Raw genomic sequence first — 12,719 nt, forward strand, 5'->3', positions numbered from 1 at the left:
CGGTCAACTTGATAACTCCATCTAAGCTGAGCTGTTTAACACCATCCCTTGGTAAGCGCGGTATTAGAGCATAAAAGTAATCTAAACGCTGCAAGTTTTTTACGCGAGATAATAGATGACAAAGAAGAGGCAGAACAAAGCAACGTTTAGCCTAGTCACGAGAAAGAGCGACGAAGAAAAAGAGCAATAAGAAAAAAGAAAGCGCTGGTCTCTCAACCAACGCTTTACTTAAGCTAGATTAACCTTTGGTTAATTAACCGATATTCTTACGTGCATTTTGGAACATACGCATCCAAGCACCATTTTCACCCCAACCTTCCGGAGCCCAAGAGTTTGCAACTGTGCGGAATACACGCTCTGGGTGAGGCATCATGATTGTCACGCGACCGTCTGCTGTTGTTAAGCCAGTAATCGCGTTTGGCGAACCGTTCGGGTTGTTCGGATATTGTTGCGTCGGGTTACCGAGGTTATCCACGTAACGAACCGCAACCGTACCTGATGCTTCAATCGCTGCTAGGTGCTCAGCATCACGTACTTCTACACGCCCTTCTCCGTGGGAAACCGCGATTGGCATGCGCGAACCTGCCATACCGTCGAAGAATACAGAATCAGATTTCTGAACTTCAACTAGGCTAAAGCGCGCTTCAAAACGCTCAGATTCGTTACGAACAAAACGTGGCCACAAGTCTGCACCCGGGATCAGCTCTTTCAGGTTAGAAAGCATCTGACAACCGTTACATACACCTAAAGAGAACGTCTCTTTACGGTTAAAGAAGGCTTGGAACTGTTCACGAGCTTGTGCGTTAAACAGGATAGACTTAGCCCAACCCTCACCCGCACCTAGTACGTCGCCGTAAGAGAAGCCACCACAAGCTACTAGGCCATGGTATTCATCCAGTACCGCTTGACCCGTTAGGATATCGCTCATATGGATGTCGGTTGCTTCAAAACCTGCGCGGTCAAACGCTGCAGCCATTTCAACGTGGGAGTTAACACCCTGCTCACGTAGAATCGCCATCTTAGGTTTAGCACCTTTCGCAATGTACGGTGCTGCAACGTCTTCATTTACGTCGAAGCTGAGCTTAACGTTTAGACCCGGGTCAGAGTTGTCTTTCTTAGCTTCGTGCTCTTGGTCAGCACACGCTGGGTTATCACGTAGACCTTGCATCTTATGCGTTGTTTCAGCCCAGATAACGCGTAGTTCGGTACGTGAACGTTCAAGCACAACTGCATCACCAGAAGAGATAATAAAGTCGTCTGAAGCGTTAACTGAACCAATCACATGTGAACATGCCTCTAAGCCGTTTGCCGCCAGAGTAGATAGAACTGAATCCAGATCATCATTCTTAACTTGAACAACCGCACCTAGCTCTTCGTTAAATAGAACGGCTAGCGCATCATCACCCAGCTCTGCGATGTTCGCTTTTACGCCACAGTGACCCGCGAACGCCATCTCAGCCAGTGTAACAAATAGACCGCCGTCGCCCTTATCGTGGTAAGCCACTAGCTTGTCATCACGTACTAACGCTTGCATTGCATCAAAGAAGCCTTTTAGCTGCTCAGCGTTATCTACGTCAGCAGGTTTGTCACCCAGCTGCTTGTATACTTGTGCCAATGCTGTCGCACCTAAGCGGTTTTTGCCGTTACCCAAGTCAACAAGAACTAGAGAAGTATCGCCTTTGTCAGTGCGTAGTTGTGGAGTCACGGTCTTACGTACGTCTTCCACACGACCAAATGCCGTGATAACTAGCGACAGTGGAGAAGTGACTTCTTTACTCTCGCCGTTCTCCTCCCACTTGGTTTTCATCGACATGGAGTCTTTACCAACTGGGATCGTCAAACCTAATGCAGGACAGAGCTCTTCACCCACCGCTTTGACTGCTTCATAAAGACCGGCATCTTCACCTGGGTGACCCGCTGGCGACATCCAGTTCGCAGACAGTTTAATGTGTTTAATATCACCGATTTCTGTTGCCGCAATGTTCGTTAGTGACTCACCAACCGCTAGGCGAGCCGATGCACCAAAGTCTAGTAATGCCACTGGCGTGCGCTCACCCATCGACATTGCTTCGCCGTGGTAAGTGTCATAGCTTGCCGCTGTTACTGCACAGTTTGCTACTGGTACCTGCCAAGGGCCAACCATTTGATCACGAGCAACCAGACCCGTTACTGTTCGGTCACCGATAGTAATTAGGAATGTTTTTTCTGCAACCGCTGGAAGACGAAGTACGCGATCCACCGCTTCATTAAGCTCAATACCTTCACGAACAATGGCAGGGCTTTCCACTTTTAGTGTGGTTGCGTCACGGTGCATCTTCGGTGGCTTACCAAGCAGGATATCCATTGGCATATCGATTGGTGTATTGTCGAAGTGAGAATCTTCTAGCGTTAGATGACGCTCTTCTGTCGCCACACCCACCACTGCATATGGTGCACGTTCACGCTTACAGATTGCGTCGAATGCTTCCATGTTTTCTGGCGCTACCGCAAGAACGTAACGTTCCTGTGATTCATTACACCAGATTTCCAGTGGGCTCATGCCCGGCTCATCGTTTGGTACATCGCGTAATTGGAACTTACCGCCACGCTCACCGTCGTCGACAAGTTCAGGCAATGCGTTAGAGATACCGCCCGCACCCACATCGTGGATAAATGCAATTGGATTGTCGTCGCCTAGCTGCCAACAACGGTCGATCACTTCCTGACAGCGACGCTCCATCTCTGGGTTTTCACGCTGTACTGACGCGAAGTCCAGATCTGCTGCTGACTGACCAGACGCCATTGAAGACGCCGCGCCACCACCAAGACCGATGTTCATTGCAGGACCACCAAGTACGATTAAGCTCGCACCCACTGGAATTTCTTTCTTCTGCACGTGTTTGTCACGAATGTTACCCATACCACCAGCAATCATGATTGGTTTGTGGTAACCACGGATTTCTTCACCCGCGTGAGAGGTCACTTTTTCTTCGTAAGTACGGAAGTAACCCAATAGATTTGGACGACCAAATTCATTGTTGAATGCCGCGCCGCCTAGAGGACCTTCAAGCATGATGTCTAGCGCGTTAACAATACGACCTGGCTTGCCAAAGTCGGTTTCCCATGGCTGTTCAAAACCAGGAATACGTAAGTTAGAGGTTGTAAAACCAACCAGACCCGCTTTTGGCTTACCACCGATACCCGTCGCGCCTTCGTCACGGATCTCACCGCCTGAACCAGTCGATGCGCCCGGCCATGGAGAGATTGCCGTTGGGTGGTTGTGCGTCTCTACCTTCATTAAGATGTGCGCATCTTCATGGTGGTAAGTGTATTGACGAGATTTAGGGTCTGGGAAGAAACGACCCGCTTTAGAGCCCGTCATAACGGCCGCGTTGTCTTTGTATGCAGACAGCACATAGTCAGGTGTCGTTTCGAACGTGTTTTTGATCATTTTGAACAAAGACTTAGGTTGATCTACCCCGTCGATAGTCCAATCTGCGTTAAAAATTTTGTGGCGACAGTGCTCTGAGTTCGCCTGAGCAAACATCATCAATTCAATGTCGTTTGGGTTACGCCCAAGCTTAGTAAAGTTCTCTACCAAGTAATCAATTTCATCTTCTGCGAGTGCCAAGCCAAGGGAAACGTTTGCTTCTTCAAGCGCAAGACGACCGCCCGCTAAGATATCAACATGCGCCACAGGCTTAGGCTCTGCGACTGTAAACAGCGCTGACGCAGCTTCAAATTCTGTAAATACCGTTTCCATCATGCGGTCATGAATTAACGCTTTGACAGCGTCAACTTGAGCTTCTGATAGAACAACTGAAGATTCGACATAATAAGCCGTACCGCGCTCTAGACGTTTCACTTTATCCAAGCCACAGTTAACAGCGATATCGGTAGATTTAGAAGACCAAGGCGAGATAGTGCCTGGACGAGGCGTAACAAGAAGTAGAAGACCTTCTGGCTCATGCTCTTCGATGGTTGGGCCGTAAGTTAGTAACTTTTCAAGTTTTTCTAACTCTTGGTCATCAAGGTCAGACTTTAGATCGGCAAAGTGCATAAACTCGGCATAAATGCCAGTTACAGGCAGATCTTGTTCACGACAAAGTTCCAGTAGTTTATTAACACGAAACTCAGAAAGAGCTGGGGAGCCACGCAAAATTCTCATGTGCTTAGGTCTCTTATGCAATTGATTAAGGTGATATTGGAATAAATTCAGACACTTAAAATAAGCCCTGTCGAACCTATGCCGATTCCACCTCGTCATTGCGAGCGCATTATATAGCAATTGTTTTTGTGATGTAACACCAAAAGCAACCGTTTGCGTCATTTTTTTTGCCAAATTTGAATTACGACTAAAATGTCGATAAAACACACAATGTCACGCTATAAGTGTGTGATTCACTTTGCCCCATGAGCTCGCTTTGATATAAAGGCAAATAGAAATTTCCTAAGATGTACCTATTAATGCAAATAAGCCAGCTCAACCGACTCAAGCGCAGCGCCCTAATTTTTGTTTCTGTGCTACTGCTCTCTGCCTGCCAGATTGAGTCGGAACCCAAAAGTGAATTCGAAAAAATTCAGGAACGTGGCGTGCTTCGTGTTGGCACGCTAAACAATCAGCTTTCCTATTATATTGGTCCCGATGGTCCCGCTGGGTTGGATTACGAATTGGCGCGTCAGTTTGCGGAGCAGCTCGGCGTCAAGCTCGAGATTAAACCTGCCTTTCGCCAAGCTGAGCTTTTTCCTGCTCTTAAGAAAGGAGATATTGATCTCATCGCTACGGGCTTAAATCAAACGTCACAAGCGGTAAAACGCTTTAGACCTGGCCCTGCTTATTATTATGTAAGCCAACAAGTTGTGTATAAAAAGGGGCAACTTCGACCACGTGATATCGAACAGCTGATTGAATACCAAGCATCGAAAGACAGCGAATCTGACGAAGATACAAATGCAGGCGCGCAAACATTAAAGATCGTCGAACAATCGCAATATGTTCCGACCCTAACCGCATTAAAGAAGCAATACCCAGAGCTGCAGTTTGAAATTGTTGGCGATGCTGACACGAGAGACTTACTTAAATATGTATCCACTGGTGAGTTGCGTTTTACTGTGACTGACTCTGTGGAACTTTCCCTAGCTCAGCGCCTTTACCCCGATCTTGCGCTCGCGTTTGAACTTACAGAAGATCAACCAGTATCGTGGTTTACTCGACGCTCTGAAGACGAAAGTTTGTATGCGATGCTGATAGAGTTTTTCGGTAACATCAAACAATCAGGAGAACTGTCCACTCTCGAAGAAAAGTACATTGGTCATATTGAAGCATTTGACTACGTTGATACTCGCGCATTCATTCGAGCTCTGGATGACAAATTGCCTAAATGGGCACCTTTATTCCAAAAATACAGCGAAGAGTTCGACTGGCGATTAATTGCAGCATTGGCTTATCAAGAGTCACACTGGAAACCAACAGCAAAATCGCCAACGGGTGTTAGGGGAATGATGATGCTGACTCTGCCAACGGCGAAAAGCGTCGGGGTGACTAACCGTTTGGACCCTGAGCAATCTGTTCGTGGTGGTGTCGAGTACTTACGTCGAATTGTAAGTCGCGTGCCTGATAGCATTAACGAGCATGAAAAAATATGGTTTGCGTTAGCTTCATACAATATTGGTTACGGCCACATGATGGACGCACGCCGACTCACCAAAGCACAAGGTGGCGATCCGAACGCTTGGGCGGATGTAAAAGACAGGCTGCCTTTACTGCGTCAGAAGCGCTATTACAGTCAAACTCGCTATGGATACGCCAGAGGCGATGAAGCGCGTAATTACGTAGAAAATATTCGACGTTACTACCAATCCATCATTGGTCATGTCAGCCAACAGCCAGCGATTGATGAGAATAGCGATGATTTGCAAGTGATTCCGCCGCTCAACCCCGACATTTTGATATCGGGCGCAGTAGAGACCGTCGTAGAACAAGTCTCTGGCGCTTCTGACGTCACGGTTGAAGAAGACACCAAACAAGAAAGCATTGAAGAATAAACCCGCGGTAAACTAAAAAATGACGAGCCCATGAGCTCGTCATTTTTATTGAGTCCTAGCGAAAACTTATCTAGAATCCAAGACTCTGAGTGACACCAACCACACTCAACCATTCCTTTGGTTGGTCGCCTTTTTCACCGTTAGTTAAACTGATTGCTTTGTAACAGATTACTTCGCAACCACATGGTTTAGCTCAGTTGATGAAGCGGCGCTATCGGCTACCTCTGCCGAAATAACGTCACTCATATTATTAAGCACCGTATTGAAATTGTTTGCTGGCTCTGTGCAATGCAGAAGTCAAATGAAGAACGTTTAAACCATACAATGTTTAGTGCGATTATCGAGCCTATTGCCAAGCATCGATGAGCCGCGCTTTAGGTATAAGTCTTGTCTGCAGGAGGTTTTGAATATGAGAAGACGTAGAGTGCAGTCAAAGCGTTTAAATAACACAGTAGCTGCTATCCGACGTAAACGTAAACTGACATGTATGAAAAAGAAAGTAAGTTCACGTAATCGTGTTTTTGTACATTTAGTCAATCACTAGTGCGTCCAAGCAAACATCTACCACGTTGTAGGTGTTTGCTAGCCCTCACTACTCCCACTACCTTGTTCGCTCTCTCCATTTTCTAATGCTTTTTGTGCTTGTTTCTTTGCTTTAATTTCCTTTCGGCGACGCTTAAAAAACGCTTGTAGCTGAGTGCGGCACTCATCTTCTAGCAGCCCCTTTTCAACTAAGGCGTAATGGTAAGCAGCTTGGCTTTCAAACAAATTAAGCACTGTTCCTGCTGCTCCCGCTTTTAAATCTGGCGCTCCAAAAACGACCCGCTTAACGCGGCTATGCAGTAAGGCTCCGGCACACATTGGACATGGCTCAAGTGTTACATACAAAGTCGTATCCAGAAGGCGGTAATTTTCTATCTTTTGGCCTGCTTTACGCAGTGTTTGAATCTCAGCATGTGCGGTAGCGTCATTAGTACCAATAGAGCGATTCCACCCCTCAGCGATAATTTCACCATCTTTGACAAGCACTGCGCCGACAGGTACTTCCCCCTCAGCTTCTGCTTGCTCAGCAAGCACCATCGCTCTGCGCATAAACAATTCATCTTGAGGGGTAAACGGATGGTTAGACAAAGGAGGCTCCAAAGAAACAAAAAACGATTGAATTCAGGAATTTTAGCACCAACTTCGGTTTCACTACAGCAACACATCACGGGACAAAGTTTGCAACTCCAAAAAACCTAGTTACAAGACCTATCGATGTTCGTTTTGCGAGAACAAAAAAGCGCAGATCGAAGACCTGCGCTTTTTGGCTGCCAATTAGCGGCTTTCACACCCTACACGTTTTTACATTGTGTAAGTGTAAGGAGCTTGAATGCCTAGCGGGATACCTACCATCCAATAAGCAACTAGGAAGATAGACCAACCGATCAGCATTGCGATCGAGAATGGCATCATTAGTGACGCAAGCGTACCGATACCAGCCGACTTCACATAACGCTGACAGTAAACCACTACAAGAGGGAAAAATACCATTAGAGGCGAAATGATGTTCGATACAGAGTCACCCACACGGTAAGCCGCTTGAGATAGCTCAGGCGAGATACCAACCGCCATTAGCATTGGCACTAGGATTGGACCAATTAAAGCCCATTTTGCCGATGCCGAACCAATAAGTAGGTTTACAGACGCGGTTAGAAGGATCATACCGATGATAGTCACTTCACCTGGTAGGTTCATCGCTTTTAAGCCTTCTGCGCCATACAACGCTAGCATCGTACCGATGTTTGACTGAGCAAATGCAGATAGGAACTGAGCACAGAAGAACGACATTACAATGTATGCGCCCATGGTCGACATAGTATCAGCCATCGCTTTGATAATGTCGTTGCTGGTCTTGAACGTTCCAGACACTTTACCGTAAACGTAACCAGGAATGATAAACAGAATAAAGATCAACGGCACGATAGACTTCATGATCGGTGCTGAGAAGGCAGTAATTTCACCTTCAGGCGAGCGAAGTGCTGATGTTTCTGGAATTAACGCTGTAACAAGTAAAGCAATACCCGCCATCATTGCCCAACCTGCATAACGGAATGCTTTTGATTCCAGTTCAGTAAATGAACCTAGGTTTGGCGCGGTTTCCGCATCGTCATCAATTGGCATTTTTGACAAACGAGGCTCGATGATTTTCTCTGTCACGTACCAACCAATCGCTACAATAATGATGGAAGATAGGCCAGTAAAGAAGATGTTTGCTAATGGGTTAACCACGTATTCAGGATCAAGAACCTGCGCCGCGGTTTGCGTAAAGCCTGCAAGTAGTGGATCGATACCAGAAGGGATAAAGTTTGCAGAGAAGCCACCAGATACACCTGCAAATGCTGCCGCAATACCCGCTAGAGGGTGACGACCTGCCGCATGGAAGATAATACCGCCCAGAGGAATAACCAGAACATAGCCTGCATCTGCCGCAGTATGCGACACAATAGCAACCAAAATAAGCATTGGAGTAAGAAGCTTAGCTGGCGTGAAGTTCAGCATCTTCTTAAGGCCCGTCGTAATAAAGCCCGAAGAGTCTGCAACGCCCACACCTAGCATCGCGACAAGTACGATACCCAGTGGCGCAAAACCAGTAAACGTCGTCACCATGTTCGCAAGGAAACTTGCTAGCGCTTCGCCCGTAAGTAAATTAGTGATGGTAAGAGCTTCGCCCGTTCGAGGGTTTGGAAGATCGAATGATACATTCGACAAAAGTGCTGACGCCGCCCAAGTAATGATCAATGCCCAGAAGAACAAAATCGCAGGATCAGGAATTTTGTTACCTGTCCTCTCGATAAAGTTTAAAAAGCGCTCCATCCCGCTCGGCTTCGATGATGGTGCCTTATTTACAGCTTGGTTACTCATGGTAACTCCATAGTGAATGATGTTGGTGCCAAGGCCTATTTGAGTAATTATGACGGCCTACTATCCAACGAGTATTCTAGTAAACACTAATGGAGAAAGCACAAGGTTCTATATTTTTTTTCATAATTGGAGACATATTTTGCAAAAAAACAAAACCAAAGATACAAGCCTGAAACATTATGGAAAAATCAACATATACATTTAGTAAACGAGCTGGCAAAAACAGAGGTTGCATAGAGCGATGAGATGAATAGATAGTTTTAAGAAAAGAAACTATACGTGATGAGAAGCAAGAAATAATTCTCTTCAATATAAAAAGGGCAACGCGGACAGTGAACACCTTATCCAAAGAACTCCAATCGGTTTTGATTGAATCGGCGTAAAACAGGAACCTAGACTATTTAATCAAATTCGCTATGTTTAGAGATCATGGTTTTCAGCTCTACCGATTGTATTTTACCGTGGCGATCTTGCCATAGAGCTTCCATATGTATCGTTTTAAGTGCGCCCGACAGAGTTGCCGTTGGCACAGACCAAGATAAAGTATACAAGGGGTGCGTAGTATCTTCCCCAGAGACAATATTTGTATCAAAATTAGCGGCGGGCATCGAGGGGACTGCAGAAAGAGCCCCACGCGTACGAAACCACTCTAATTTCTGCTCAGCAAGATTTAGCGCTTCAATGCTATGCATCGCGTAATCTGCCCGCAGCTCAATGTAAGCTTGCAACTTAACCAATCCAAGAGCACCGACACCAATTAAAATAAAAGAAATCATTATTTCAATTAAACTAAAACCATGTTGTTTACTTGGCATTCCAACTTCCCTCTTGCCAACGAACATCATTTCTCCTTGTTGTAGGTCTTTTGCTGGAATCAAATAGTAACTCCATTGAGCCCGCAATTGAGGTTTTTAACCCATCAGTATCAAAACCATAACCACCCGTTGCGTGAAATGCCCCTGCATCAACATAAACAGTTTGTGTAAGATCAGTATATTGTTTACCAATGGTAAAATTAGTCGGTGAGCCATCAGCATTCGAGAACAAACTTTCCCAATAGCTTTTTAACTCATCAGGAGCAAACTGTGGTTTAGTTTTATCGACTAAATGAAAAAGCGAACCCTGAAATGTTGTTGAACCAGTATTGATAAAAATACCATCTTGAATAACTAACGTATATTTCTCATGGTTGCCTTGAAGTGCTAAATTCCCGTGAATGGCGCAGTCACCAGTAATCCAAACCTTATCTACTTCCTTAAAAGCATTTTCGATAGCTGATTTACACTGTGTCGCATTTGACAAATTGATTTTCCCAGCTTTCGGAAATGAAGCTTTGACTTTATCAATATTTTCCGGTGTTTTTTTGTAATCAAAAAAGGTTTGGAATGGATCGACTTCCGAGTCATAAACAAAGTCGCCTTTTAGCTGCGGATCAGAAGTTTCAGGTTTATTAGTTTTCGTAATTGCATTCCCAGCTTTTACTGTAACACTGGTTGTCGTTGCAGCGGTACACCCTCCAGCAGGAGAACCATCATATAAGCTATTCGCTCTTATTGATGCAGTGTTATATTTTGATCCTGTGCTTCCGCCTTCCATGGTATAACTATACCGATAAGTCAGTGATATGCATTCATACAAATTGTCAGAATTAAGATCACCTTTCGCATCTGGATGAACCTTTAAATCACCATAAGTAGTTAACTTGGATGTGGTTTGTATCGCTCCTTTTCCACGATTACTTAGTGTACTGAAAGTTTTATTGAGCTGGGCCCAACCATTGTGAGATATAGAATTAATACGATAGACTCCTGCCCCTATATCAGTAACGTTCAGCTGGCTAAGGTTTAATTCCCTCTTACATAAGGTATTTAAATTATTGTGATTAATTGGGATGAGCTCGTTTACTATGGATACATCATCTGTGACATAAGCAAATAGACACTCAAGCCCTCCTTCCGCTTCCCAGTGCTGTTGCCGAGAACTAACTTCATTCTGCGCACGCTTAATTTGATAAAATAGATTCTTATATGAGCCTAACGTCACAACCAAAGCGACAGAGAGCAGTATGGAAGTAATAAGTAACGTGGCCACTCCTTGTTGATGCTTACGTATCATTGCCAATTCCTTTGCTGAACTTGTAATAAAATGGCGTGAGAAATTGCCGGATCATTTTTTAATTCAGCGGCCATTGAAATAGAAATAAACGCACTATCTATTGACGAACCTGATAGTAATATTCGACTAACATCAAATTGAGTTACTTTAATTTGCTTTGGATCAAAAAGATCAAAACATCCACTAGCAGCAGACACGACACTTAAAGGTGATGGTGAATCATCCTGGCAATATTCCAACATATTATCCTTTAACCGATATATCGTATTACTCACAGAGCTTGCTGTATTTCGATAAACATAACCGATTTTTTCGGATTGTTGATATAGAACGCTAGGAGAACCGGAAAGCATCATTGATTTTGTCGTAATACCATCAAATCCTGCTCGCTGAATATCCTCTTTCACTTGTTGAATTACACTACTCATCTGCTGAAGTAGCATTATTTCCTTGCTTCGCTGCACAGCTGTTTTTTGGTTAGAAAGAAACACTGCGCCAACAATGCCCAAAGCGACAACTCCTAACAACGCAGCAATCATAAACTCAACAAGTGTACTACCTTGCTGTTTAGCATTGTTCAAAGCCATATTTTGCCTCATTCATAGCGCACACTTTTACTCGCCCTGCTCCGTTATGAACAGTTACTTTTATCGGACTGGTATCCGCTTGAGATTTCTTTAGGTGAATACTTCCCGCATTTTTGGGATTCCCCATAACACGATCAAACTTGACGCTAGTTATATTACTCGACACCACCAGACCCCGATATAGATGACCTTGCAGCTCAGCAACAGTATTCATTGAAGTAATGTCAGTGACATTCGATACACTCGAGAGTGTGAGCTTCCAGCTTCCAGTGGATGAAGGTAAGTCTTGAATATGAACCCACAAATCTTGATTTCTCATCACCGATTCCGATTTCGCTTGGATCAAAAAACCCTGTAATTCGTTGGCTAAATTCACTATTTTCATGTGTTGGCTAACTTTTGAAAAACTTGGGGCGACAAAAAGTAGTAGTACTGACAAGACAGCCACAGTAATAAGAAGCTCCAACAACGTAAACCCGCGAGGCATTTCCCAAATTCCTATGTAAACGGCAAAAGGGCCGTAATTCATCTTGCACAGATGCTATCACCTGCCAAAAATAGGCGGAAAAGTGAAAAGGAAACTACTCGTGATGATTCGAATTTCTCGCTGTAACAGCTACAAAAAAAGATTGGGAGGGATGACATTGATCGAATTACTGATAGCCGTAGTGATTGTCGGGATCATTGCGGCTGTCGCCTACCCTTCTTACACCAATCATGTAATCAAGTCTCATAGGACGGTTGCCTTGAGCGATCTTAGTCGAATTCAGCTAGAGCTAGAGACATCTTATGATGGTGGGTACGACTGGAGTCATATTATCTCTGGAGGCACATGCACTCTATGTGATTCAGACACAGATAGATTTTCTTTCAATATTGCGAGCTCTGCAAGTACGGCCTATACCATTACAGCAACAGCAAAATCGGCTCTTGGACAAGACGACGACGAGTGCTTGACTGGCGCTAAAACGATTACTTTAACGTCAACAAATGTCGAAGAACCAAGTGATTGCTGGAATTAGAAAGAACACCGAGATGCAAAAAGGCCTGCATTTTAGCAGGCCTTTGTATTTGTGCTTTTCACTAACG

The 12,719-nt window shown here is 44.8% G+C and carries 9 protein-coding genes; 2 read left to right on the forward strand and 7 right to left on the reverse strand.

Annotated elements, in window-relative coordinates; translation table 11 throughout:
• Positions 1–253 precede the first annotated feature (253 nt).
• On the reverse strand, positions 254–4,147 hold the full coding sequence (purL, locus tag NL645_RS12280; protein ID WP_253651769.1) for a phosphoribosylformylglycinamidine synthase: 3,894 nt from the start codon (positions 4,145–4,147) through the stop codon (positions 254–256).
• A gap of 299 nt (positions 4,148–4,446) precedes the next feature.
• On the opposite strand from purL, the gene mltF reads away from it, so the two are divergent.
• Complete coding sequence (gene mltF, locus NL645_RS12285; RefSeq protein WP_253651797.1) at positions 4,447–6,024, forward strand: membrane-bound lytic murein transglycosylase MltF; 1,578 nt, start codon at positions 4,447–4,449, stop codon at positions 6,022–6,024.
• A gap of 582 nt (positions 6,025–6,606) precedes the next feature.
• Here mltF and tadA read toward each other — a convergent pair.
• The 6 genes from tadA to NL645_RS12315 all read right to left on the reverse strand — a co-directional run bounded on the left by tadA (position 6,607) and on the right by NL645_RS12315 (position 12,117).
• On the reverse strand, positions 6,607–7,155 hold the full coding sequence (tadA, locus tag NL645_RS12290) for a tRNA adenosine(34) deaminase TadA (protein ID WP_182036875.1): 549 nt from the start codon (positions 7,153–7,155) through the stop codon (positions 6,607–6,609).
• A 213-nt stretch (positions 7,156–7,368) separates the two neighbouring features.
• Complete coding sequence (locus NL645_RS12295; RefSeq protein ID WP_253651770.1) at positions 7,369–8,928, reverse strand: AbgT family transporter; 1,560 nt, start codon at positions 8,926–8,928, stop codon at positions 7,369–7,371.
• 401 nt (positions 8,929–9,329) lie between these two features.
• The gene (locus tag NL645_RS12300; protein WP_012842085.1) at positions 9,330–9,743 is read right to left on the reverse strand and encodes a prepilin-type N-terminal cleavage/methylation domain-containing protein; all 414 of its coding nucleotides are present in this window, start codon (positions 9,741–9,743) and stop codon (positions 9,330–9,332) included.
• Positions 9,733–11,043, reverse strand: a complete 1,311-nt coding sequence (locus NL645_RS12305) for a hypothetical protein (protein ID WP_053807643.1) — start codon at positions 11,041–11,043, stop codon at positions 9,733–9,735. The genes NL645_RS12300 and NL645_RS12305 overlap by 11 nt, the downstream gene beginning before the upstream one ends.
• A complete protein-coding gene (locus NL645_RS12310) occupies positions 11,040–11,630 on the reverse strand; it encodes a PilW family protein (RefSeq protein WP_005391448.1) in 591 nt (196 codons plus the stop codon). Before NL645_RS12310 ends, NL645_RS12305 begins: the two co-directional genes overlap by 4 nt.
• On the reverse strand, positions 11,611–12,117 hold the full coding sequence (locus tag NL645_RS12315) for a Tfp pilus assembly protein FimT/FimU (protein ID WP_005391449.1): 507 nt from the start codon (positions 12,115–12,117) through the stop codon (positions 11,611–11,613). Before NL645_RS12315 ends, NL645_RS12310 begins: the two co-directional genes overlap by 20 nt.
• A 103-nt stretch (positions 12,118–12,220) precedes the next feature.
• Between NL645_RS12315 and NL645_RS12320 the strand changes: the two genes are divergently transcribed.
• The gene (locus NL645_RS12320) at positions 12,221–12,652 is read left to right on the forward strand and encodes a type IV pilin protein (protein WP_047010170.1); all 432 of its coding nucleotides are present in this window, start codon (positions 12,221–12,223) and stop codon (positions 12,650–12,652) included.
• The last annotated feature ends 67 nt before the right edge of the window (positions 12,653–12,719 follow it).

Source organism: Vibrio sp. Y51_MX_L26, from assembly GCF_024181935.1.
Taxonomy (GTDB): domain Bacteria; phylum Pseudomonadota; class Gammaproteobacteria; order Enterobacterales; family Vibrionaceae; genus Vibrio; species Vibrio diabolicus.